The following is a 23,608-nucleotide window of genomic DNA, read 5'->3' on the forward strand; positions in this document are numbered from 1 at the left end:
TTTTTAAAGAGTCAGCCGATTATTGAGCTGCCGGTTTCTTTCAGCAATTTAATATGTACCATCCAGTTAGTTTTTTGGGCGATTATCGAACAAAATGGCCATTGCCGAATTGACGATTTTTTGCTCACTGCGCACCATCGCTCCCACATTGACGCCGGCCCTGCCGACCTCGATGGACAGACCCAGACCAACCATAAGAATTTCAAAAACGGGTACACGCTATGATCCCTTCCCAAAGTTCCCGCCTGGCCCCCAGCCTGGGAGTCTCCTCCAGCGGCATCGGCGACAAGATCCGCGGCGCCATGGCCGTGGGCAAGACCCGTTGGGGCATGCTCGCCCTGGTGTTTTTTGCCACGACCCTGAATTACATCGACCGTGCCGCCCTGGGCGTCATGCAGCCTATCCTGGCCAAGGAAATGAGCTGGACGGCGATGGACTACGCCAACATCAACTTCTGGTTCCAGGTCGGTTATGCCGTCGGCTTCGTGTTGCAAGGACGGCTGATCGACCGGATCGGCGTCAAGCGCGTGTTCTTCTGCGCGGTGCTGCTCTGGAGCCTGGCGACCGGCGCCCACGGCCTGGCCACCTCGGCGGTGGGCTTCATGGTCTGCCGCTTCATCCTCGGCCTGACCGAAGCCGCCAACTACCCGGCCTGCGTGAAGACTACGCGGCTGTGGTTCCCGGCCGGTGAACGGGCCGTGGCGACTGGCATTTTCAACGCCGGGACCAACGTCGGCGCGATGTTCACCCCGATGCTGCTGCCACTGGTCCTGCACGTGTGGGGCTGGCAGGCGGCGTTCCTGTGCATGTCGGCATTGGGCGGGATCTGGCTGCTGTTCTGGGGCCTGAAATACTTCAACCCCGAAGACCATCCCAGCGTCAAACAGTCGGAACTGGACTACATCCAGGCCCAGGAGGAACCGGACCAGGTCCGCGTGCCGTTCTCACGCATCCTGCGCATGCGCGGCACCTGGGCGTTCGCCCTGGCCTACTCGATTACCGCCCCGGTGTTCTGGTTCTACCTCTATTGGCTGCCGCCGTTTCTGAACCAGCAATACAACCTGGGCATCAACGTGACCCAGATGGGCATCCCGCTGATCATCATCTACCTCACCGCCGACTTCGGCAGCGTGGGCGGCGGCATCCTGTCTTCGTTCCTGATTGGCCGTGGTCTCAATCCGATCAAGGCGCGACTGGTGTCCATGCTGCTGTTCGCCTGCTGCATCATCGGCGTGATCATGGCCGCGGGCTCCAGCAGCCTGTGGATGGCGGTATTCGCCATTTCCCTGGCCATCGGCGCGCACCAGGCCTGGACCGCCAACATCTGGAGCCTGGTGATGGACTACACGCCCAAGCACATGATGAGCACGGTGTTCGGCTTCGGCGGCATGTGCGCGGCCATCGGCGGGATGTTCATGACTCAACTGGTGGGCCACATCCTCACGATCACCAATAACAACTACACCGTGCTGTTCACCCTGATCCCGGCGATGTACTTCATTGCCCTGACCTGGTTGTACTTCATGGCACCGCGCAAGGTGCCTACGCTGGAAAACTGATTCCAGTCAGCCCGGGATTATTTATCCCACTGTGGGAGCAAGGCTTGCTCCCACAATTGCCCCCTTCACAATCGGTGTTAAGCCCGCCGCTGCTGCCACGCCGCCGCCAACCCACTCAAGCAGATCAAGGTGATGCCCACCACGGTGGTCAGCGTCGGCGTGTGGTTGAACAACAACCAGCCCAGCAGCCCGGCAAACACGATCTGGCAGTACCCGAATGGCGCGAGCAGCGCCGGGGCGGCAAAGCGGAAGGCCTGGGTCAGCATCAGGTGCGCCGTCATCCCGCAGGCACCCAGCGCCAGCATCATCGCACCGTGCAACAGGCTCGGCACTTGCCAGAAGAACGGCACCAGCGCACTCATCACCAACGTATTGCACAGGCCAGCGAAGAAGTTGCTGGTGGTCGGGCTGTCGATCTCGCTGAGCTTGCGTGTGAGCAGTTGGTAGAAACAGAAGAACAGCGCCGAACAGAACGGCAATATCACCGCCGGGGTGAACAGATCCCCACCCGGATGGACGATGATCAACACCCCGATAAAGCCGAAGATCACCGCGATCCATTGGCCGCGTGTCACGTGTTCGCCCAGCAATGGCACCGACAACGCGGTGACCAGCACGGGCGCGAGGAAGTTGACCGCCGTCGCCTCGGCCAGCGGGATATACAACAGCGCCGTGGTGAAGAACAGGCTGGTGCCCAGCAGGCACAGCGCCCGGGCCAGTTGCCACAAAGGACGCTTGGTCCGCAGGACCCGCAACCCCGAGCGCGGCAGGAAAATACCCGCCATCAACAACGTGTGCACCACGTAACGTGCCCAGACCACCATGATGATAGGGTAGAAACCCGAGAGATATTTCGACAAGGCGTCATGACTGGAGAACAGAAACGTCGCCACCAGAATAAGCAGGATGCCCTTGAAAGCCTGATTGACGCCGGAAAGCGGAGTGCTGACGGTCATGTAGGAATCCTGCGTTGCGTGATGTAGGGAGCAAGGCTTGCCTGTGACGGATGAGACCGCATTCAGCTGAACAACTCCGAGGCCTGACTGGCTTGCGATAGCTCCTCGGCAAACGCCAGCAAGGTCGGTGCCAGCTCATGCAACCGCGCCCGCGTCATCCGTGCGCTGGGGCCGGCAACACTCAATACGCCGATGACTCGGCCATCCAATGGATGACGGACCACAGCGGCAATGGCCGACGTGCCGATCGCCGAGCTTTCCTCGACACAGGCATAGCCTTGCTCGCGGGCCTGGTGCAGGTACTGGAGCAGTTCAGCCGGGCTGCGTGGTGCGTTTGGCCCGGCGTCCGCCGGCACTTGCACAGCCTGGCGCGCCACCAGTGCCAACGCCTCGGCGTCACTCATGCAAGCCAGCCAGGCATGGCCCGACGCGGTATAGGACAACGGCGTCTCACGCCCCATGTCCGGGTCGTAGCGCAAGCCGGAACGGGCCCCCTGAGACTTGGCGATCCAGGTCTGGCACTCCCCTTCGATGACACCCAGGCGCACCAGTTCACCCGTTTGCTGTGCAAGGCGATCGAGCACTGGCTGGACGATGTCGGCTCCACTTCGCGACAGATAACGAAAGCCCATGGCGACCAGGCGAGTCGACAAGTGATAACGCAGGTTCTCGGGACTCTGGCGCACATAGCCCAGGCGCATCAGTTCGGCGAGCAAACGGTGGGTGGCACTCTTGGGAATCTGCAACTGTTCGGCCAAGCCTAGCAGCGGCCAGCCGCGAGGGTCGCTGGCGAGGCTTTCCAGCACATTGAAAACCCGTTCGATTTGACTGCCGGCCATGAGCGATCCAAAGGTAAGTTCGTCGATTCTAGAATATGCAAAGTGTAATGCAAATTCTGGAACCGATGCGCCATTCATTCATGCGCTGATGAACCAAACCCCGCGACGGTTGCCTGAAAGCTCAGGCATCACGCGCATCCTGACGCCCCAAAAGCTAGACTCACCGCAACGACAATACAGTGACACCCCGGCCAATCAGAGGAACGCCCACATGTTATGGAAAAAAGGTCGCCGCAGTGACAACGTGGTGGACGCTCGCGGTGACGGTGGGGGCGGTGGCGGGATGCGTTTCGGCGGCGGCAAGGGCTTGAGCCTGACGGCCGTCCTCCTGATCGTCGGCATCGGCTGGATCACCGGCCAGGACCCGATGCAGATTCTCGGCCAACTGGCCGGGCAGATGGATCAATCCGCACCCACCTCTTCACAGACCCGCCAGGCGCCACCGGCCAACGATGAACAGGCCGAGTTCGTGCGCTCGATCCTTGGCGATACCGAAGACACCTGGGGCCAGGTTTTCCAACAGGCCGGACGCCAATACCAGCAACCGAAACTGGTGTTGTTCAGCGGCCGGGTCAACTCGGCCTGCGGCCTTGCCTCGTCGGCGACCGGTCCGTTCTATTGCCCGGCAGACCGGCAAGTCTATCTGGACATGAGTTTCTTCAAGGAAATGTCCCAACGCTTCGCCGCCGCCGGAGACTTCGCCCAGGCCTACGTCATTGCCCACGAAGTCGGACACCATGTGCAGACGCTGCTCGGCGTGTCGGCGAAAATCCAGGAAGCACGCCAGCAAGGGCGGCAGATGGAGGGCGATGGCGGCTTGTTGGTACGCCAGGAGTTGCAGGCCGATTGCCTGGCGGGTGTGTGGGCCAACCATGCGCAAAAACGCCTGAACTGGTTGGAGCCGGGAGACATCGAAGAGGCCTTGAATGCCGCCAATGCCATCGGCGATGACCGCTTGCAGCAACAAGGCCAGGGCCGCGTGGTGCCGGACTCGTTCACCCACGGCACTTCGGCGCAGCGAGTGCGCTGGTTCAAGACCGGGTTCGCCCAGGGCCAGGTCAGCCAGTGCGACACGTTCGCGGCGAAAACCCTGTAGATGAAGTGGGGGGCGTTGATCGGGCTGGTGCTGTGCTGCGCCGTTGCCCAGGCCGAGGAACACGGCGTCAACGTGGTCGCCCAAGGGCGACTGCAGTTCAAGGGTGGTGCCCTGGCCGTCGGCGTAAGCCCACCGCCGGCGTCCATCCAGCGCGTGTTGATCATCCTCCACGGTCGGCTGCGCAATGCCGACACCTACCTGCACAGCGCCGAAAAGGCTGCCGGGCAGGCCGGGCAACTGGGCACCACCCTGATCATCGCCCCGCAGTTCCTCAATGAACAGGACGTGGCGCGCCATCAATTGCCCAATGACATCCTGCGCTGGCAAGGCAACGACTGGATGGCCGGTGGTTTATCCACAGGGCCGAACCCGGTCAGTTCCTACCAGGTACTCGACGACATCGTTGCGCGAGTCAGTGACCGGCAACAGTTTCCCGAAGTGAAGGAGATCGTCATCGCCGGCCATTCCGGCGGCGCCCAGGTCGTGCAGCGCTATGCCCTGCTCGCCCACGGCCAGTACCGGATCAACCCACGCTTTGTCATCGCCAACCCGTCGTCCTATGCCTACTTCGATGCGCAACGGCCCATGGCTTTCGACCCTGCCAGTTGCCCTGGCTTCAATCATTGGAAGTACGGCCTACAGAACTTGCCAGCCTACGCGGCGGGGCAAACACCCGCGCAACTGGAAGATAACTACGCCAAGCGCGACATCGTCTATTTGCTCGGACAACAAGACACCGACCCGGAACATCCGGCGCTGGATAAAAGCTGTGAAGCACAAACCCAGGGGCCGTATCGGTTACTGCGCGGGCATTTCTTTTTCGACTACCTGACCCGGCGCCATCCCGTGGGGTTGAACCAGCGGCTGATCGAAGTGCCGGGGGTGGGGCATAACGGGGATGGGATGTTGACTTCGCCCGAGGGGTTGAAGGTGTTGTTTGGTCAGTGAGTTTTGTAGCGAATGACAGGGACCTATCGCGAGCAAGCTCGCTCCCACAGGGGGTCTCTGTCGATTACAAAATCTGTGCTCGACACAAATTCACTGTGGGAGCGAGCTTGCTCGCGATAGCGATCGATCAGTCAACCCAGCGCTCAAGCCAACAGCATCCGCCGCAACTCCCCACAATCGCGCGCATGCCAATCCGTCAGCTCCGGCCACGGGTTGTCCGGCAGGTTCACCAGCACCGTCCGTGCACCCGCCGCGCGCCCGCAGTCCAGGTCAAAGCGGTAATCGCCCACCATCACCATCGTCTCGGGCGCCACGTTCCAGGCCTCGGCCAGCTTCAACAGGCCACCGGGGTGGGGTTTGGGCGGTGCTTCGTCGCGGCCCAGTACATCCTCCACGGCGAAGCAGTCCGCCAGGCGGATGGCTTCGAGGGTGACGTGGGCCAGCTCGCGGGCGTTGCGGGTGAGGATGCCCAGGCGATAACCGCGCCCGGCCAGCTCTCGCACCAGTTCAACCGCCCCCGGCGCGGGCCTGGAGCCCAGCGCCAGGTCCCGTTCATGCTCCAGCAGCCAGGCATGCTTGGCCGCAGCTTCATCAGCCGGCAACGCCGCCAGGTGGGTGAGGATGTCGTCTTCGGCCGGAATCGCCAGGGCCACGCGGATCGCCGCGAAGTCATGCACGGCAATCGTCAGCGTGCCGTCCATGTCGAATACCCAGTGACGAACCTCGGCCAGGCTCATGCCCAGTCCTTGCGATGGCGGATCAAGCCTTCCTGGGTCACCGAGGCCACCAGTTGCCCGGCGCGGTTGAACACGCTGCCACGGGAAAACCCGCGGGAATTTCCGGCCCACGGGCTGTCCATGGCGTAGAGCAACCAGTCATCGGCGCGCAGGTCGGCATGGAACCACAAGGCGTGGTCGAGGCTGGCGACCTGCATGTCTTTGTGCCAGACCGATTTGCCGTGGGGCAGCAACGAAGTGGTCAACAGGCCGAAGTCCGACGCGTAGGCCAGCAGGTATTTGTGCAGGGCCGGCGAATCCGCCAGGGCGCCATCGGCGCGGAACCATACATATTTGACCGGATCGGCCGGCTGCGGGTTGTAAGGGTCTTTTTCGGTGACCGGGCGCACCTCGATCGGCTTGGGGCACAGCAGTTTTTCGCGCATGTGCTCAGGCAGCAGGTGCGCACGTTGCTGGGTCAGTTCCAGCTCGGATGGCAGATTCTCCGGCCCGACGACTTGCGGCATGCTGCTCTGGTGCTCAAAGCCCTCTTCGTCGTACTGGAATGACGCACTGCAAGTGAAAATCGGGTTGCCCTTCTGGATCGCCGTCACCCGGCGAGTACTGAAGCTGCCACCGTCGCGCACCCGGTCCACCTGGTAGACCACCGGCAGCGCGGCGTCGCCCGGACGCAGGAAGTAACCGTGCATCGAATGCACATGGCGCGCCTCTTCCACGGTCTGGCTGGCCGCCGACAACGACTGGCCCAGGACCTGGCCGCCGAACAACTGGCGAAATCCCAGGTCCTGGCTACGCCCGCGAAACAGGTTCTCTTCGATCGGTTCCAGGGTCAGCAGGTCGACCAGATCTTCCAACACGTGGCTCATTCAGACTTTCCTCACACAGCGCAAAAACCGCGCAGTCTATGCTGCGGCGGCGGATCGATAGTGGCCCGGGCCATTTTGGCGGGCATTGTAAACGTCCGTGTCGGCTAACCGTGCAGGGTCTGCAACCACTGCTCACGATTGATGCGATAGAGCACATGGTGACGCAATGGATGACCGACGGCGAGTGTCGGGTGTTCGAAATCGTCAGCCGGGTCGTGCTGCATGCCAATGGCCTGCATGACCTTTTGCGATGGCAGGTTGTCGACGGCGGTGAACGCCACCACTTCGTCCAGCGTCAACTGGTCGAAAGCACAACGCAGGGCGGTCCAGGCCGCTTCGCTGGCATACCCCAGGCCCCAGTGTTCCCGGGCCAGGCGCCAACCGATCTCGATAGCCGGTGTGAAAGGCGCATCGAACCCGACCACACCCAGCCCGGTAAAGCCAATGAAGGCGCCAGTGTCCTTGCGTTCCAGGGCCCACAAACCAAAACCATGCTCGGCGAAATGCCCCCGCACGCGACCGATCAGGGCAGCGCTTTCCAGGCGGCTCAGGCGCGCCGGGAAATAACGCATCACCTGCGGGTCTGCGCACATGGCGGCAAATTCCGGCAAGTCATCATCGTGCCACTGCCGCAATAGCAGCCGCGCGCTTTCCAGTTCCAGTATCGGCTCCATTTTCACTCCCCTTCCATGCCCCAGAGTCTACATCGCTGGTAGGATCCGTCACTCAATCACTACTGAAAACACCATGTCGCTGCCGCTTATCTATCACGAAGACTACAGCCCTGACTTCCCGGCGGAACACCGTTTCCCCATGGACAAGTTTCGCCTGTTGCGCGATCACCTGGTGGACAGCGGGCTGACCCGCGACGCCGACCTGTTGCGCCCGTCGCTGTGTCCGCCGGACATCCTCGCCCTGGCCCACGACCGTGCGTATATCGAACGCTACATGGGCGGCGAGTTGTCCCGTGAGGACCAACGGCGACTTGGCCTGCCCTGGAGCGAAGCCCTGGCCCGCCGAACGGTGCGCGCCGTGGGCGGCTCGCTCCTGGCCGCCGAACAAGCCCTTGAGCATGGGCTGGCCTGCCACCTGGCCGGCGGCACCCATCACGCCCACTACGACCACCCGGCCGGGTTCTGCATCTTCAACGACCTGGCGGTGATCAGCCGCTATTTCCTGGCCAGCGGCCGAGTCTCGCGGGTGCTGATTTTCGACTGTGATGTGCACCAGGGCGACGGCACCGCCCGAATACTCCATGACACCCCGGACGCCGTGACAGTTTCCTTGCACTGCGAAAAGAATTTTCCTGCACGCAAGGCGCAAAGCGACTGGGACATCCCCCTGCCGATGGGCATGGAAGACGCGGCTTATCTGAAGGTGGTGGACGATGCGCTCAACTACTTGCTGCCGCTCTATCAGCCGGACCTGGTGTTGTATGACGCCGGCGTAGACGTACACAAGGATGACGCCCTCGGCTACCTGAAACTGACCGACGAAGGCCTCGCCGCCCGGGACGAGAGCGTCATGCGCCATTGCCTGGGGCGCGATATCCCGGTGGTCGGCGTGATCGGTGGCGGCTACAGCAAGGACCGCCAGGCCCTCGCCCGCCGCCACGGAATCCTGCACCACAGCGCACAAAGGGTCTGGACATCATCAGGTTGTCACTGAAACCTGGGCTTTACCCACAATGCCTGTGGAGCGGCCTGTGGATAACCTGAGCGAAACGACCTACAGGCTATGCTGCCTGTAGCGTACAGAGGCTTGGCTGTTTTTTGATCACCTCTTTGAAAGCACCACCCACCCCCTGTGGGAGCGAGCTTGCTCGCGATAGCGGAGGGTCAGCTACATGAATGTCACTGACACACCGCTATCGCGAGCAAGCTCGCTCCCACAAAGAATTGTGCTGGTAGAATGCCCCGCCTACCCCAGCCCCCAGTTCAAATCATGACCTCGACCGCCAAGCCTTCCGCCCCAAACGTCGCCATCATCGGCGGCGGCCCCGCCGGTCTGATGGCGGCCGAGGTGCTAAGCCAGGCAGGCCTTCAAGTCGACCTGTACGACGGCATGCCCTCGGTGGGCCGCAAATTCCTGCTGGCCGGCGTGGGCGGCATGAACATCACCCACTCCGAAGCCTTCCCGGCCTTCCTCTCTCGCTACGGCGAACGTGCGCCGAACATTGCCCCGCTGCTGCGGGCATTCGGCGCCGAGCAATTGTGCGAATGGATTCACGGGCTGGGCATCGACACTTTTGTCGGCAGCTCCGGGCGGGTATTTCCTACCGACATGAAAGCCGCGCCACTGCTGCGCGCCTGGCTCAAGCGCCTGCGCGATGCCGGCGTGGCGATCCACACGCGCCACCGCTGGCTCGGCTGGAACCCCGATGGCAGCATGCGCATAGCGAGTCCGGAAGGTGAGAAAACGCTACGCCCCGACGCGACACTGCTGGCCCTGGGCGGCGGCAGTTGGTCGCGCCTGGGCTCCGACGGCGCCTGGATGCTGCCGCTGGAACAACGCGGTGTGACCCTGGCGCCATTGCAACCGAGCAACTGCGGGTTCGAGGTAGAGGCCTGGAGCGACCTGATGATCAGCAAATTCGCTGGCGCCCCGCTGAAGAACATCGCCATCGGCCTGAACGACGATGTACCGCGCCTCGGCGAATGTGTGATCACCACCACCGGCATCGAAGGCAGTCTGATCTACGCCCTGTCGGCAGCGATTCGCGAAGCTATCAACCAACACGGCAGCGCGACGATCCATCTGGACCTGCTGCCGGGCCGGCCTGTGGATAAGATCCAGCAAGCCCTGAGCAAGCCACGCGGCTCCCGCTCGATGGCCAAGCACTTGCACAGCCAGTTGGGGATCGACGGCGTCAAGGCCGCGCTATTGCGCGAGCTCACACCGGCCGAGTGCTTCACTGACCCAGCGCGGCTGGCCCAGGCGATCAAGACCCTGCCACTCACCCTGGTGAAGACCCGCCCCTTGGACGAAGCCATCAGCAGCGCCGGTGGCGTGACCTTCGAGGCCCTGGATGAACGCCTGATGCTCAAGCAATTGCCCGGCGTGTTCTGCGCCGGGGAAATGCTCGATTGGGAAGCACCGACCGGCGGCTACCTGCTCACGGCGTGCTTTGCCAGTGGCCGCGCAGCGGGGTTGGGGATGCTGGAGTGGTTACAAGCTTAGGCGCCCCCATCGCGAGCAAGCTCGCTCCCACAGTGGTTTTCAGGTGTTCACAGATCCGGTGTCCACCACAGATCTCCTGTGGGAGCGAGCTTGCTCGCGATAGCGGTGTATCAGGCGCAGCAGATCATCAAGGCTTACGCTTACGCGGCCCGGTATTGAACACCGGTACTTTGCGCACAGGCTTGACCGAAGGTTCCACAGGCGAGGAGTCGCCGCTGTCCACCCACTTGCCCAGGTTGCGCTTGCCGCCGCCACCGGAGGTTTTCGGTTTCTTCGGCTTTTTCGGTTTCTTGATCACCTGGCCACTGGCGTCGGTGTCCGGAACCCGATGCTCAGGCTCGAAATCCTGTTCCATCTGACGAGTCAGCGTCTGGCGCGTCAGCATCTCGATGGCCGACAGCAGGTTCACTTCGTCGGCGCAGACCAGGGAAATCGCTTCCCCGGTCGAGCCCGCCCGACCGGTACGGCCGATGCGGTGGATGTAGTCCTCGGCGACGATCGGCAGGTCGAAGTTCACCACCAACGGCAAATCCTCGATATCCAAGCCACGGGCGGCGACGTCGGTCGCCACGAGGATCTGCACTTCGCTGGCCTTGAAGCGGTCCAGCGCGCGCTGGCGGGTGGCCTGGGGTTTGTCACCGTGGATGCCGTCGGCGTTGACGCCCAGGCCCTGGAGTTTCTCCACCAGCGCATCAACGCCATTGCGGGTCTTGGCAAAGACCAGCACCTGCTTCCACTTGTTCTTGCGCATCAGGTGCACGAACAATTCCGGCTTGCGCTTCTTGTCCACCGTCACCACCCATTGCTTGACGGTGTTGGCGGCGACGTTGCGCGGGCTCACTTCAATGCTCAGCGGATCGTTGAGCATCTGCCCGGCCAGCAGGCGGATCGCGTCGGAGAAGGTCGCCGAGAACAGCAGCGTCTGGCGCTTCTTCGGCAGTGCCTTGTAGATATTCGCCAGTTCCTCGGAGAAGCCCAGGTCGAGCATGCGATCGGCTTCGTCCAGCACCAGGGTCTGCAGCTGATTGAACTTCAGCGCGTTCTGGCGGAACAAATCGAGCAGACGCCCTGGCGTGGCGACCAACAGGTCGACGCCTTTGCGCAACTTCATCATTTGCGGGTTGATGCTGACACCGCCGTACACAGCGTAGGTGCTCAGCGGCAGGTTTTGCGCGTACTGACGCACGCTTTCATGGACCTGCTCAGCCAGCTCACGGGTCGGCACCAGGATCAGCGCTCGCACCGAGTTGGCCGCGACCTTCGGCCCTTCGGTGGTCAGCAACTGCAACAGCGGCACGGCGAAACCGGCGGTCTTGCCGGTGCCGGTCTGGGCCGCGGCCATCAGGTCACGACCGGCCAGCACCGCCGGCATGGCTTGGGCCTGCACTGGGGTCGGGGTCTGGTAACCGAGCGTCTCGAGGGCGCGCAGCAAGGGTTCGATCAGGCCAAGGGTGGCGAAAGTCATGGAAGTACCGTAGGAAAAATCAGCGCAAGGTGTGCAATGCGCGGCAGTTTACCCTAAATCAGGAAGCGGCCGGCGCAGGCTTGGGTTTGCGCCACTGCGGCAAACCGATCAGCACCACGGCACTGATGATCACCAGCATCGCCAGACTTTCTTCAGCGCCAATGGTTTCACCCGCGAACACGATCCCCAGCAACACCGCCACTGCCGGGTTGACGTAGGCATAACTGGTGGCCGCCGCCGGGCGCACATGCTTGAGCAGGTACATGTAGGCATTGAAGGCGACGATCGAGCCGAAGCAGGTCAGGTAAGCCAAGGCAAACCAACCTTCCAGCGGCGGCATGCTGTCCAGGTGCTCGCCGCTGGCCACGCTGCCGATCAACAGCACCACGCCGCCTACCAGCATTTCCACGGCACTGGCCATCGCCCCTGCCGGCAACGGCACGTGTTTGCTCAGCACCGAACCGAAGGCCCAGGACGCCGCCGCGAATACCAGCAAGGTCGCACCCAACGGGCTGGACTGCAGGTTGGAGCCCAGGTTGAGCATCGCGATGCCAATCAACCCCAGCACAATCCCCGCCCATTCCAGACGGGTATTACGCGCCCCCCAGAAATATCCGCAGAGCAAGGTAAACAAAGGCACCGTCGCCACCGCCAACGCCGCCACCCCGGACGCCACGCCCGTGTGCTCGGCCACACTGACCGCGCCGTTGCCGAAACTGAGCAACAACACACCGATGATGGCCCCGGCCTTCCATTGCGCCCAGGTCGGCGCCGGTGCCCCGCGCCAGCGCAGGAAGCCATACATCAGCGAACCGGCCAGCACAAAACGAATCCCGGCCAGCAACAGCGGCGGCCAATGCTCCACACCGATGCGAATCACCAGGTAGGTCGAACCCCAGATGACGTACAAGGCAAAAAAGGCAGCAATCAATGGCAAGGGAAAACGGCGTGGGCCGGGCATGTTCAGCTCGAAGTCAGGACAATGAGAGACGTTATTCTAGAAAGGCGACAGACGGAAAATAAGTTACAAAACCTGTTTATCCGAGCCGTACACTTTTCAAAACACGGATATCAACGCTATAAATCGTGTTTTCGAAAGTCACACCAACAGGAAGCCATACCGTGGATAAATACGACCGCATGCTGCTCAGCGCCCTGTTGGAAAACGGTCGTGCGTCTTACGCCGAACTGGCCCGCAAAGTGAACCTGTCAGCCCCGGCCGTAGCCGAGCGGGTCAGCAAACTGGAAGCCAGCGGCGTCATCACCGGTTATCAAGCCAAAGTCGACATGGCGAAGATCGGCCTGCCGGTGCAGTGCGTCATCGAATTGCGGATGAACCAGCATGGCAACCAGAAGACCTACGACGAACTGTGCAAGATCCCGCAACTGACCGAGTGCCACCGGGTCACCGGAGACCCGTGCGTGATCATGCAAGCGGCGGTTGGCTCGATGCCGGAACTGGAAGAGCTGATCAACCGCATCGCCAAGTTCGGCTTCAGCAAGACCTCGATCGTGCTGTCCAGCGCCATTGAAAAGCGCGTGCCGCTGGGGCAGTTGGAAGGCAACGGGAAGTAACACTGATCGAAACTGTGGGAGCGAGCTTGCTCGCGATAGCTTTGGATCAGCCAACCTCAATGTCGACTGACACACCGCTATCGCGAGCAAGCTCGCTCCCACATTGGATCTTCAGTGGGCACAGGGTCTGGGTGTTGCCGGGATCTGGTGTGGGAGCGAGCTTGCTCGCGAAAGCGGCCTGTCTGACACATCACTCCCACAGTTGCTTTGTGGTGTGTTTAGAACCCGCGATGCCGCTTGAGGTGCTCGTTGATCTTCGCCGCCGGCACTTTCTGCAAACTGCACAACAGATCATGGGACAACTCCCGCAGCCCATGCTTTTGCCGCAATTGCGAAGCCAGGTGCGCGGTGAGGTTGGCGGCCATTTCGGCGTCGGCCATGGCCCGGTGAGCCTGGCCGGTATGGGGCAGGCCGGCGAACGTGTTGAGCGTGCCGAGCTTGTGGTTCGGCGCCGCTGGCATCAGGCGCCGGGCCAGCAACAGTGAGCAGGCAAAATTCTGCAGGCGGGTGCGCTTGATTCGCCCCAGTTCGAAATCCCAGAACTTCTGGTCGAACGCAGCGTTGTGCGCCAGCAGCGGCGTGATGCCGACGAACTCGTTGACCTCGTTCATCACCTTTTCCGCCGACGGGGCGCTGCGCAGCATGGCGTTGCTGATGCCGGTCAGTTGCTCGATAAACGCAGGGACGCGCACACCGGCATTCATCAGGCTCTGGTAGCGGTCGACGATCCGGCCTTGCTCAAGCATCACCACCGCGATTTCAGTAGCCCGGCAACTGCTGCTCGGGGTGATCCCGGTGGTTTCAAAGTCGATGACTGCGATGCGTTCCAAACCTTTTGAACTCCGTGAAAATCAATTCTTGAGCAACAACGCGCCTTCGATGGGCACGTAGCGGCTGGCAGCGCGGATCAGCGAGTTGGCGGTCAACCCCGGCACACCATAGGCCACGGCCTGTACGCCGTGTTTTTGGATGATGCGTTCGAGCAGCATGTCGAAATCGCCGTCGCCGGAGGCCAGCACCACTTCGTCGACGTGGTCGGCGGCGTCCATGATGTCCAGCGTGATGCCCACGTCCCAGTCGCCCTTGGCCGAGCCGTCGCTGCGCTGGATGTAGGGCTTGAGCTTCACGATAAAGCCCAGGTTGCGCAGGATCTGCTGGAACTGCTGCTGCTTGCTGTCACCGCGATCGATCGCGTAGGCATAGGCCTCGACGATCCGCCCCTGCTTGCTGACATCAGCCCACAGCGCGGCATAGTTGAAATGGCAACCGTAGGCTTGGCGCACGGTGTAGTAGAGGTTCTGGACATCGGCGAACACTGCAATTTTTTTCACCGCGTTTCCTCTTGGATGCACACGCACGCAGACCACCTGGGCCGAAAAGTCGCCCAGTATGCCAGCCCGAAGGATTGTTCCGCGAATAATCGCCCCGAGGCGCCTGTGCGCCCCGGACGAATGGCAGCTCAGACGAAGGAGTCGTCGTCGCCGAAGGAAGATGAATCGTCGCTGTAGTCCGCGTCGCTGAAACCGCCCGGGTCATTACCATAGCCGTCGTTATCGGCCACCCGTTGGTCATCGCCCCAACCGTTGTCGCCGCTGTTGGCGGTGTCGTTGACCGGTTGAGCCGGCTCCTCCTTGATGACCTCGACGATTTCCTGGGGTTGCTGGTTACTGTGGAACAGGCTGCTGATGCCTTGGGCCAGCATCACACCGCCGGCCACGCCTGCCGCGGTTTTCAGGGCGCCGCCGAGGAAGCTGCCCGCAGCCGGGGCCTGCTGTTGCGGTGCGCCATAATTGCCGGGCGGCGCGCCGAAGCCCTGTTGGGGCTGGGCATTGAAGGACGGCTGTGCCGGTTCGCGCCAGCCTCCCCCACTGGACGTCGGTGTGCTTGCCGGGCGTGAATCCCGGGCGCTGCCACCAAAAATGCTCGACAGAAAGCCTCCGCCACCGCTGGGTGCCGATGGCTGGGAACGGGCCCGTTGCAGCTCGGCCTGCAATTGCTCGACCTGCTGGGCGAGTTGCTTGTTCTGTTCATCGAGGCGCTTGATCGCGGCCTCCTGCACCAGAATCGCCTGGGCCATGAAATAGCCCGCCGCTGGCTGGCTGGCCAGGTGTTCCTTGATCCGCGCCTCGGCCTGGACGTCGCGCGGGGCTGAATCCTTTTCGGCCTGTTGCAGCCGTGAAAACAGTCCATCGATCAGGGTTTGTTCTTCGCTGTTCATGGCGACCTCATTAGATTGCCGGGTAGAAACCATTCCGGTCCAGAAGACCGGTGCCCACCAGTAATGGGGCTCGCCGCAAAGGTTTCAATGGTCTTTACCTGATGTTTACGTTTGCTTGTGCGGGCGCTTGATCGGTTAAAGTGTCGGACCGCTTTTGAACTGCGATACCGACTCATGAATCCGTTTGACGTGCTGCGCGACTCTTTGTATTTCTTCAAGCGCCATCTGGGCCGGATCGCCCAGCTGTGCCTGCCGCTGGTCATACTCGAGGCCTTGCTGCAGCAAGGCGTGGACAGCGCCGTCGGCCCCGAGGGTTTCCCCGGCTACAGCGTGATCGTCGGGCTCTTGGTGTACCCGTTGTACACCGCCGCGTTGATCCTGTTTCTCGACGCCCGCAGCCGCGGTGAAGCACCACGCACCCGTGACCTGCTCGCAACGGCCCTCACCCTGTGGCCACGCTTTGCCTTGCTGACGGCCCTCAACACACTGTTGATCCTGGTGGGGCTGTCGTTGTACTTCCTGCCGGGCCTGTGGCTGATGGTGACCCTGGCCTTCAGTGAATACCTGTTGGTCCTCAGGGGCCTGACACCCCTGGCGGCGATGAAGGAAAGCCTGAACATGTCCCGCGGCAACTTCTGGCGGGTCCTGCTGTGTATTCTCTGTGTGATGGGCCCGCTGTGGCTGCTCAAGGGCGTCAGCGTCTCGGTGTATCCACCGCCTCAGAACCCTGTGCTCAGCCTGCTGATCGACAGCGTCCACAGCTTCTTGCAGCTGTTCACCAGCGTGGTGCTGTTCCGCATGTTCATGCTGATCGAAGCCAAGCCTGACAACCGCTGATCGCACACTGCGAAGGCCCTGGGCTTGGGCTTGAGAACCGCTCTCGGTTATGCTCGGGATCACTTTCGCGTTTCGCCCATAAGCCGAGCCATGACCCGTCTACTGCGCTACACCTTGCTGGGCCTGCTGTTGATCCTCAGCCTGGCCGCCCTGTCGATCTACGGCCTGACCTGGCGGCCACAGCCCCGGGAAACCTTGCCGGTCAGTTGCACCGCCAACGCAGCACCGCTGGCGCCCGGCCAGGCCTTGAAGGTGATGACCTGGAACGTCCAGTTCCTCGCCGGCAAACGCTACGTGTTCTGGCACGACCTGGCCCAGGGCAACGACGAAAGCCCGACCCTGGAAGACATGGCCTTCAGCCTCGACGAAGTGGCACGGGTCATCCGCGACGAGCAACCAGACGTCGTGCTGCTCCAGGAACTGGACAAGGGCGCCAAGGCCAGCGATTACCAGGACCAGCTCAAGCTGTTGCAGGAGCGGCTGGCCGACCTCTATCCGTGCGGCACCAGTGCCTTCGACTGGAAGGCCGATTTCGTCCCCGATCCGCACATCTTCGGCAGCGTCGGCCGACAACTGGCGACCCTGAGTCGCTACCGCATCGACCATGCCGAACGGGTACAACTGCCGGTGGCCGACACCAACATCATCAGCCGTCAGTTCCAGCCGAAAAATGCCTTGTTGGTGAGCTATCTGCCGCTGAGCGGCGGCGGCCAACTGGCGGTGCTCAACACCCACCTGGAACGGGCCACCGAGCCGGACGAAACCCTGCCCAGACAAATCACCGCCGTGGCCAAGGCCCTGGATAAATTCGAATCCGCTGGCACACCCTGGCTGATCGGCGGCGACTTCAACCTGTTGCCCCTGGGCCAGTACCGGCGCCTGCCGGCCGAGCAACGCACGCCCTACTCCGCCGACAGCCCTCTGCACCTGCTGTGGGACAAATACCCGATGATCCCCACCAACAACGAGGCCAGCGGCATCGACCGCGAACACTGGCTGACCCACTACCCGAACGACCCCGGCCTCAACGGCCCCGACCGCACCGTCGACTACCTCTTCTACAGTCCGCGCCTCAAACGGGTCGAAGCCCAGGTAAGGCAGGACGACACCTTGCGTATCTCCGATCACTTGCCGGTGATTGCGCGGTTCCTGTTGCCGGCAGCGCCTTAGCCCTTTGTGGGAGCCGAGCTTGCTCGCGATTGCGGTGGATCAGCAGCACGGTCATTGACTGACACACCGCTATCGCGAGCAAGCTCGACTCCCACAGAGTTTGTATTTCATATCCTGAATATCCTCAGCTCACTTACGCGGCTTGACCCGCGCCGTCGCCTCCGCCACCAGCGGATCGTCCGGCCAGTAATGCTTGGGATAGCGCCCCTTGAGGTCCTTCTTCACCTCGGCGTAGGTGCTGCGCCAGAAGTTCGCCAGATCCTGGGTGACCTGCACCGGCCGGCGCGCCGGTGACAGCAGGTGCAACTTGACCACCTGGCGCCCGCCAGCGATGCGCGGGGTGTCGGCCAGGCCGAAGAGCTCCTGCAAGCGCACCGCCAGGATCGGCGGATGCTCGCTGTAGTCCAGGCGGATCGACGACCCCGAGGGCACGCTCAAATGGTGCGGCGCCAATTCATCCAAGCGTTGCGGCAGGGGCCAGGGCAACAGGTTGTGAACGATGCTCGACAAATCCAGGTTGGCAAAATGGCTGAGGCGCGAGACTCGGCCCAGATACGGCATCAACCAATGCTCTAGGCTGCCCAGCAATGCGCCATCGCTGACATCCGGCCATTCGCTCTCGCCCTTGGCGTCCAGGTCCAGGCGACGCAGCAGCGCCACCCGCGCCTGCCATTGCCGCAGTTCCGGGGTCCAGGGCAATAACTCCAGGCCCTTGCGCCGCACCAGGTTCACCAGGGCCTGGCTACGGGCCGACTCATCCAGGCCGGTCAGCGGTTCACGGCTGAGCACCAGTTCGCCAACCTTGCGCTGGCGCTCGGCGCGCAGCACGCCTTCGCGCTCGTCCCAATCCAGTTGATCCACAACACGGACTTGTTCGGCCAATACCGAATCGAACAGCGCCGGGTCGAAATCCGTCGCCAGGTAGATCCGCTCTTCGCGCTGGCCCTGACGGCTGCCTAGGTCGGCGATCACCAGCCACGCTTGTTTCATCAGGCTGTCAGCCTCGGCAAACAGCGCCGCACGGCCGTTGGCCAAACGATATTCGGCGCCGCCGGGCCGGCGTTGCTGGGCGACGCGGTCCGGGTAGGCCAGCGCCAGCAACGCACCAAGCCAGCGCGGATGATCGGGATCGGCCACGGCTTCTTCGGCTTTACCTCGCAGGTAACCGCGATATTGCCGGGCCAGTTGTCGCGCCCGCTGCACCCCGCCCTGGGCGCCGCGCGCTGCGCGTTCTTCGCCGGACAGCAAGGCCAGGCGACTGTGCAGATCCGCGCCGGCGCCACGCAGAATATCGCGCTCGCCCAACAGTGCGGCGACGTTGCAGGCCATGTCCGCCAGCCCCAGCGCCTGACCGCGCAACAGCAAATGAGCGATACGCGGGTGGGCCGGCAGCTCGGCCATGGCCTGACCATGGCGAGTCAGTTGCTCGCCTTCCAACGCGCCCAGGCGTTGCAGCAGGTCCTGGGCCTGGGCATACGCAGCGGTGGGCGGAATGTCGAGCCAGACCAATTGCTGCGGCGTCACGCCCCAGCGTCCCAACTGCAGGGCCAATCCAGCCAGGTCCGCCGACAGAATCTCCGCGCTGCCGTAGGCGGCCAATTGTTCATGCTGGTCTTCGGACCACAATCGATAGCAGACACCAGGCTCCAGACGCCCGGCCCGACCAGCCCGCTGGGTAGCGCTGGCTCGGGAAATGCGCTGGGTGTCGAGTCGGGTCATGCCGCTGCCCGGGTCGAAACGCGGCACCCGGGCCAGTCCGGCGTCGATCACCACCCGCACGCCATTGATGGTCAGGCTGGTTTCAGCGATGTTGGTGGCCAGCACCACTTTGCGCTGGCCGAGTGGCGCGGGGTCGATGGCGGCGCGCTGGGCGGCGAGGTCCAGTTCGCCGTGCAATGGACAGAGCAACACATTGCCACCCTCGCCCAAGGCCTCGGCCAGTTGCTGATGGACCCGGCGGATCTCGGCCTGCCCGGGCAAGAACACCAAGACGCTGCCGGTTTCATCCCCCAGTGCATCCAATACGGTCTGCACCAACCGCGGCTCGATGAACTCGCCGGGCTGGAACGGCCGGCCCCAACGCACCGTCACCGGGAACATGCGGCCTTCGCTGCGCAGGATCGGCGCGTTGTCCAGCAACCCGGCCAGGCGCTCACCTTCCAGGGTGGCGGACATCAGCAGGATCTTCAGTGGTTGGTCTTCGCGAAACAGCTCCCGACCGTTGAGGCTCAGGGCCAGGGCCAGGTCGGCGTCGAGACTGCGTTCATGGAATTCATCGAAAATCAGCAGCCCCACGCCTTCCAGCGCCGGGTCGTCCTGCAAGCGCCGGGTGAGGATGCCTTCGGTGACCACTTCAATGCGGGTCTTGGGGCCGACCTTGCTGTCGAGGCGAATCCGGTAGCCGACGGTTTCACCGACCTTTTCCCCCAGTTCACTGGCCAGCCGCTCGGCCGCCGCCCGTGCCGCCAGGCGCCGGGGTTCGAGCATCAGGATGGTCTGCCCGGCCAGCCAGGGCTCGTGCAACAAGGCCAGGGGAACACGGGTGGTTTTACCGGCACCGGGCGGCGCTTCGAGCACGGCTTCGTGGCGCGATGCCAAGGCTTGACGCAGGGCGGGTAAAACTTCATCAATCGGCAAAGAAATCATGCTGGCTCCAAAACAGAGGGCCGAGTATAACGGCGAACTGTTTAGCGTGGTCTGGACTCCAACCAGCAACGCCTTTACCTGTTCAGGAGATTGCTATGCGTATTCCCTTTCGCGTGATCGGTGGCGTCCTGGTCGCCTCCTTGCTGACTCAAATCAGCGCCTGTGGCTCAATCTTCTACCCGGACCGTCGCGGCCAGATCGATGGCAAGATCGACCCGGCGATTGCCGCGCTCGACGCCGTCGGCCTGCTGTTCTACATCATCCCCGGCCTGATCGCGTTCGCCGTGGACTTTGCCACCGGTGCCATTTACTTCGAGCCGGGCAAAAGCGTCCAGATCGAACCAGAGAAACTCAAGCCAGCCATCAACCCCGACGGCACCGTCAATAACCACGTGTTGCAGGCGATCCTGGAACGCGAACTGGGCCGCAGCTTCCCGCTGGACGATCCTCGGCTGATCCAGCACAAGGGCAGCGCGCAACAACTGGCCGCCCTCGGCCTCAAACCTTCCGCATGACAGGCGCCGCCCAAGGAACGACCGCACCATGACCACCAGCATCGAACACGCCCGTCTGCTGCGCCTGGCCACCCGGGCGTCAGTGGCCGTGGCGCTTACCCTGGTCGTCGCCAAGGCCCTGGCCTGGTGGCTGAGTGGCTCGGTGAGCATGCTTGCCGGCCTGACCGACTCGGCACTGGACGGCGTCACCTCGCTGCTCAATCTGCTGGCGGTGCATTACGCGCTGCGCCCCGCCGACGATGATCATCGCTACGGTCATGGCAAGGCCGAATCCCTGGCCGGCATGGCCCAGGCGCTGTTTATCGGCGGCAGTGCGGTATTGATTGCCTTGCAGGCTTTCGAGCGGCTGAAAAACCCGGTGCCGGTCGATGCCCCCTGGCTGAGCGTCGGCGTGATCGTGTTTTCCCTGGGGCTGACCCTGGCGCTGCTGGCGTTGCAGCATCGGGTCATCCGCGCCACTGGCTCCAACGCCGTGCGCGCCGACTCGCTGCACTATCGCTCCGACCTGTTGCTCAACGGCAGCATCCTGGTGGCGCTAGTGCTGGCCGGGTTTGGCTGGTATCAACTCGACGCCTGGTTCGGCCTGGGGATCGCCATTTACATTCTGTGGAGCGCCGTCCAGATCGCCCGGGAAAGCTTCGCCGTGCTGATGGATCAGGAACTGCCGCCCGACGTCAGCCAGCACATGCTGGAACTGGCCTGCGCCGTGCCCGGCGTGCTCGGTGCCCATGACCTGCGTACGCGGATCTCCGGCAACCACTGGTTCGTGCAACTGCACCTGGAGTTGCCGGGGGAACTGACCCTGTCAGTGGCCCACGGCATCAGCGACCAGGCCGCCGATGCGATCCATCATGCCTATCCGAAGGCCGAAGTGCTGGTGCATGCCGATCCGTCGGAAGTGGTCAAAAGCGTCAGCGCATAACCTGTGGCGAGGGGATTTATCCCCGCTGGGCTGCGTGAAGCAGCCCTGAAACCTCACGACTCGGAGCACCAGACAAGTTGAGTCGGCTGCTTTGGGACTGCTTCAGTCCAGCGGGGATAAATCCCCTCGCCACAAGAAGCAGCGTCCGCACGATCTTTACCGCATCTCAGTACGTCACCTGATACCCACGACTGCTCAAGCAACTGCCCTGGGCCTGGCGATAGGTCTGCACCACTTCCGGTGCCGGTGGGTAACTGTAATTGCGCGGGTCGAAACCGCTCTGCTGCACCGCCCAGCGATAGCAGTCGTAGCCATCCTGGTTGACCTGCTCGGGCGACTGACCGTTAGCCGGGTAGGCCACCACGTCAAAGCTGTTGCCTTGCGGTTGTGGCTGCGGGTTGGCCACGGGCGGCTCGACCACGACGTAGTCCTGGGTGCTGGCTTCGTAGATGTAATAGGCGCCGGCAGCGAGAAAGAACAGCGAGCTGCCGATCCACACTTCCCTGGCGTAATCGGGCAGGTAACGGGTACGGATGCCCCGCGGTGGCTCGACCACGATGTAACGCGGCCCTTGAGGGCGATACCAGTAGCCGCCCGAGTAGAAATAATCCTGGCCGCGATAGGGCACGCGGTAGTTGCGATCCGGGAAACGGTCGATCACGTAACCCGGGCGATACTGCGGCCCCGGCCCCCAGCCGTTGCCATGGCCGTCCGGTCGACCGGGCCAATGCTGCTCGGGACGATTGTCGTGGCTTGGGCGTGGCCCGCCGTTTGGATAACCGTCGTTGCGACGCGGGACATCGCGGTAATACCCTGGTTGCGGTTCGCGGGTCTGGGTCACGCTGTCGGGCCGGCCCTGGATCGGCAGGTTGTTGCCGGGTTGCGGCTGCGGACGACCATGGTCGTTGGGGTCTTGGGGGCCACGATCATAGCGCTGGCCGCCCTGGTATTGCGGCTGTGGCTTGACCTCGAACTGACGACTGTTGTCGCCCCGAATGATTTCGTTGCTCTGCGGCCGCGGCTGGCCCGAGTAACCCTGGCCGTTGCCGCCGCGTCCGTCCTGACCACGACCGCCGTCGGGGCCGCCACGGTTTTGCTGATCGTCGGCCATTCCCTGCGCACTGACACTTGCCCACAACAGACCAACACCTGCCAAACGCCAGATGCGCGACTTCATGAAATTCCTCACAACGGTTCAGGGCCTGATAGTAAGACTGGAAAAGCCCAGGCCGGTTCTGCGATAGGTTATCAGCCACGGGGTTTATTTCGCAGGCATTAAAAAAGGGAGGCCCGTCGGCCTCCCCTTGAGAATTTCGTCCGTGCCCGACGCTTATGACGTCGGCTCACCTCACGCCGTCTTCTGGACAGTGTGCAGCTCGGGGGTCTGCCAGTACCGGTGGGTACTGCGACCGCAGCCGGCCTGATTGGGCGGGCTGCACTGGACTGTTTGTCCGAGCAGTGATCTTGGTGATAAGAGTAAACCTGAGGTGCCGACAGATGATTGCGAAGATTGCGGAAATAAACACCACTTGCGCAATTTTTAACCTCGGATAGATAATCTGCCGCAATTATCAAGATAAAGGCCCGACCGATGAGCAAACTCGACCGTTACGACCTGAGCATTCTGGCGGAATTGCAGCGCGACGCGCGCATCTCCAACCAGGAACTGGCCGAACGCATCGGCCTGTCGCCCTCCCCCTGCTCGCGACGGGTCAAGCAGTTGGAGGATGACGGCTACATCACCCGCCAGGTCGCCCTGCTCGACCGCAAGCTGCTGGGCCTGAGCCTGACGGCTTATGTGCTGATCGGCATGGACCGCCACACCCCCGAGCGTTTCGAGAACTTCGAAGCCGCCATCCGTAACTTGCCGCAAGTACTGGAGTGCAGCCTGGTGACCGGGATGGACGCGGACTACCAGCTCAAGGTGGTGGTGCCGGACATGGACCACTACCAGAAACTGCTGCTGGGGCACCTGACCCGGATCGATGGCGTCACCAGCGTGCGTTCGAGTTTTGTGCTGAACCAGGTACTCAACAGCACCGAACTGCCGTTGACTCACCTGCGTAACTGAAACCCCCA

Annotated in this window: 23 protein-coding genes; 11 read left to right on the forward strand and 12 right to left on the reverse strand. The window is 62.7% G+C overall.

The features are described from left to right. Positions 1 to 221 precede the first annotated feature (221 nt). Positions 222 to 1,559, forward strand: a complete 1,338-nt coding sequence (locus F7R20_RS26705) for an MFS transporter (RefSeq protein WP_003205813.1) — start codon at positions 222 to 224, stop codon at positions 1,557 to 1,559. A gap of 77 nt (positions 1,560 to 1,636) precedes the next feature. On the opposite strand, the gene F7R20_RS26710 is transcribed toward F7R20_RS26705, so the two are convergent. Next, positions 1,637 to 2,515 carry a DMT family transporter gene (locus F7R20_RS26710; protein ID WP_003205814.1) on the reverse strand — a complete coding sequence of 293 codons (879 nt, stop codon included), beginning with the start codon at positions 2,513 to 2,515 and terminating at the stop codon, positions 1,637 to 1,639. Positions 2,516 to 2,577: 62 nt separating this feature from the next. Then, entirely contained in the window at positions 2,578 to 3,354 is a 777-nt protein-coding gene (locus tag F7R20_RS26715; RefSeq protein WP_003205815.1) for an IclR family transcriptional regulator, read from the reverse strand. 211 nt (positions 3,355 to 3,565) lie between these two features. Here F7R20_RS26715 and ypfJ point away from each other — a divergent pair, with 211 nt between their 5' ends. Together ypfJ and F7R20_RS26725 are read left to right on the forward strand one after the other, a co-directional pair. After that, the gene (gene ypfJ, locus F7R20_RS26720) at positions 3,566 to 4,450 is read left to right on the forward strand and encodes a KPN_02809 family neutral zinc metallopeptidase (protein ID WP_003205817.1); all 885 of its coding nucleotides are present in this window, start codon (positions 3,566 to 3,568) and stop codon (positions 4,448 to 4,450) included. After that, entirely contained in the window at positions 4,451 to 5,398 is a 948-nt protein-coding gene (locus F7R20_RS26725) for an alpha/beta hydrolase (protein ID WP_003205819.1), read from the forward strand. Positions 5,399 to 5,541: 143 nt separating this feature from the next. On the opposite strand, the gene F7R20_RS26730 is transcribed toward F7R20_RS26725, so the two are convergent. The 3 genes from F7R20_RS26730 to F7R20_RS26740 form a co-directional block, all read right to left on the reverse strand. Beyond that, positions 5,542 to 6,135 (reverse strand): HAD family hydrolase, encoded by a 594-nt coding sequence (locus F7R20_RS26730; RefSeq protein ID WP_003205821.1) that lies wholly within the window; start codon positions 6,133 to 6,135, stop codon positions 5,542 to 5,544. Next, positions 6,132 to 7,001, reverse strand: coding sequence for an acyl-CoA thioesterase II (tesB, locus tag F7R20_RS26735; protein WP_003205823.1), 870 nt, complete (start codon positions 6,999 to 7,001; stop codon positions 6,132 to 6,134). Before tesB ends, F7R20_RS26730 begins: the two co-directional genes overlap by 4 nt. A 104-nt stretch (positions 7,002 to 7,105) precedes the next feature. After that, a complete protein-coding gene (locus tag F7R20_RS26740; RefSeq protein WP_003205825.1) occupies positions 7,106 to 7,675 on the reverse strand; it encodes a GNAT family N-acetyltransferase in 570 nt (189 codons plus the stop codon). A gap of 73 nt (positions 7,676 to 7,748) precedes the next feature. Here F7R20_RS26740 and F7R20_RS26745 point away from each other — a divergent pair, with 73 nt between their 5' ends. Both F7R20_RS26745 and F7R20_RS26750 read left to right on the forward strand, forming a co-directional pair. Then, a complete protein-coding gene (locus tag F7R20_RS26745) occupies positions 7,749 to 8,669 on the forward strand; it encodes a histone deacetylase family protein (protein ID WP_003205826.1) in 921 nt (306 codons plus the stop codon). 276 nt (positions 8,670 to 8,945) lie between these two features. Further along, positions 8,946 to 10,181, forward strand: a complete 1,236-nt coding sequence (locus F7R20_RS26750; protein ID WP_003205828.1) for a TIGR03862 family flavoprotein — start codon at positions 8,946 to 8,948, stop codon at positions 10,179 to 10,181. Positions 10,182 to 10,308: 127 nt separating this feature from the next. On the opposite strand, the gene F7R20_RS26755 is transcribed toward F7R20_RS26750, so the two are convergent. Together F7R20_RS26755 and yedA are read right to left on the reverse strand one after the other, a co-directional pair. After that, positions 10,309 to 11,646, reverse strand: coding sequence for a DEAD/DEAH box helicase (locus F7R20_RS26755; protein ID WP_003205830.1), 1,338 nt, complete (start codon positions 11,644 to 11,646; stop codon positions 10,309 to 10,311). Between the two features lie 58 nt (positions 11,647 to 11,704). Further along, entirely contained in the window at positions 11,705 to 12,607 is a 903-nt protein-coding gene (gene yedA, locus F7R20_RS26760) for a drug/metabolite exporter YedA (RefSeq protein WP_003205832.1), read from the reverse strand. 161 nt (positions 12,608 to 12,768) lie between these two features. Between yedA and F7R20_RS26765 the strand changes: the two genes are divergently transcribed. Then, the gene (locus F7R20_RS26765; RefSeq protein WP_003205835.1) at positions 12,769 to 13,221 is read left to right on the forward strand and encodes an Lrp/AsnC family transcriptional regulator; all 453 of its coding nucleotides are present in this window, start codon (positions 12,769 to 12,771) and stop codon (positions 13,219 to 13,221) included. 218 nt (positions 13,222 to 13,439) lie between these two features. Here the strand turns inward: F7R20_RS26765 and F7R20_RS26775 are convergent, their stop codons facing one another. From F7R20_RS26775 to F7R20_RS26785, 3 genes are all read right to left on the reverse strand, one after another. Further along, the gene (locus F7R20_RS26775; protein ID WP_003205836.1) at positions 13,440 to 14,051 is read right to left on the reverse strand and encodes a 3'-5' exonuclease; all 612 of its coding nucleotides are present in this window, start codon (positions 14,049 to 14,051) and stop codon (positions 13,440 to 13,442) included. A gap of 21 nt (positions 14,052 to 14,072) precedes the next feature. Further along, positions 14,073 to 14,552 carry a LabA-like NYN domain-containing protein gene (locus F7R20_RS26780; protein WP_003205838.1) on the reverse strand — a complete coding sequence of 160 codons (480 nt, stop codon included), beginning with the start codon at positions 14,550 to 14,552 and terminating at the stop codon, positions 14,073 to 14,075. Between the two features lie 128 nt (positions 14,553 to 14,680). Next, positions 14,681 to 15,439: a DUF2076 domain-containing protein gene (locus tag F7R20_RS26785; protein ID WP_003205839.1), complete on the reverse strand. Its 759-nt coding sequence runs from the start codon at positions 15,437 to 15,439 to the stop codon at positions 14,681 to 14,683. Between the two features lie 174 nt (positions 15,440 to 15,613). Here F7R20_RS26785 and F7R20_RS26790 point away from each other — a divergent pair, with 174 nt between their 5' ends. Together F7R20_RS26790 and F7R20_RS26795 are read left to right on the forward strand one after the other, a co-directional pair. Continuing rightward, the gene (locus F7R20_RS26790; protein WP_003205840.1) at positions 15,614 to 16,276 is read left to right on the forward strand and encodes a YciC family protein; all 663 of its coding nucleotides are present in this window, start codon (positions 15,614 to 15,616) and stop codon (positions 16,274 to 16,276) included. 90 nt (positions 16,277 to 16,366) lie between these two features. Beyond that, on the forward strand, positions 16,367 to 17,446 hold the full coding sequence (locus F7R20_RS26795; protein ID WP_003205843.1) for an endonuclease/exonuclease/phosphatase family protein: 1,080 nt from the start codon (positions 16,367 to 16,369) through the stop codon (positions 17,444 to 17,446). Positions 17,447 to 17,575: 129 nt separating this feature from the next. Here F7R20_RS26795 and hrpB read toward each other — a convergent pair whose 3' ends face one another. Next, positions 17,576 to 20,092 carry an ATP-dependent helicase HrpB gene (hrpB, locus tag F7R20_RS26800; protein ID WP_003205845.1) on the reverse strand — a complete coding sequence of 839 codons (2,517 nt, stop codon included), beginning with the start codon at positions 20,090 to 20,092 and terminating at the stop codon, positions 17,576 to 17,578. Between the two features lie 95 nt (positions 20,093 to 20,187). Between hrpB and F7R20_RS26805 the strand changes: the two genes are divergently transcribed. Together F7R20_RS26805 and F7R20_RS26810 are read left to right on the forward strand one after the other, a co-directional pair. After that, positions 20,188 to 20,607 (forward strand): hypothetical protein, encoded by a 420-nt coding sequence (locus F7R20_RS26805; protein WP_003205846.1) that lies wholly within the window; start codon positions 20,188 to 20,190, stop codon positions 20,605 to 20,607. A gap of 28 nt (positions 20,608 to 20,635) precedes the next feature. Beyond that, complete coding sequence (locus tag F7R20_RS26810) at positions 20,636 to 21,529, forward strand: cation diffusion facilitator family transporter (RefSeq protein WP_003205848.1); 894 nt, start codon at positions 20,636 to 20,638, stop codon at positions 21,527 to 21,529. A 166-nt stretch (positions 21,530 to 21,695) separates the two neighbouring features. On the opposite strand, the gene F7R20_RS26815 is transcribed toward F7R20_RS26810, so the two are convergent. Then, on the reverse strand, positions 21,696 to 22,706 hold the full coding sequence (locus F7R20_RS26815; protein ID WP_003205849.1) for a DUF6515 family protein: 1,011 nt from the start codon (positions 22,704 to 22,706) through the stop codon (positions 21,696 to 21,698). Between the two features lie 414 nt (positions 22,707 to 23,120). Between F7R20_RS26815 and F7R20_RS26820 the strand changes: the two genes are divergently transcribed. Next, positions 23,121 to 23,600, forward strand: a complete 480-nt coding sequence (locus F7R20_RS26820) for an Lrp/AsnC family transcriptional regulator (protein WP_003205850.1) — start codon at positions 23,121 to 23,123, stop codon at positions 23,598 to 23,600. The last annotated feature ends 8 nt before the right edge of the window (positions 23,601 to 23,608 follow it).

The organism is Pseudomonas brassicacearum subsp. brassicacearum (genome assembly GCF_008801605.1).
In the GTDB taxonomy this organism is placed as follows: Bacteria; Pseudomonadota; Gammaproteobacteria; order Pseudomonadales; family Pseudomonadaceae; genus Aquipseudomonas; species Aquipseudomonas brassicacearum.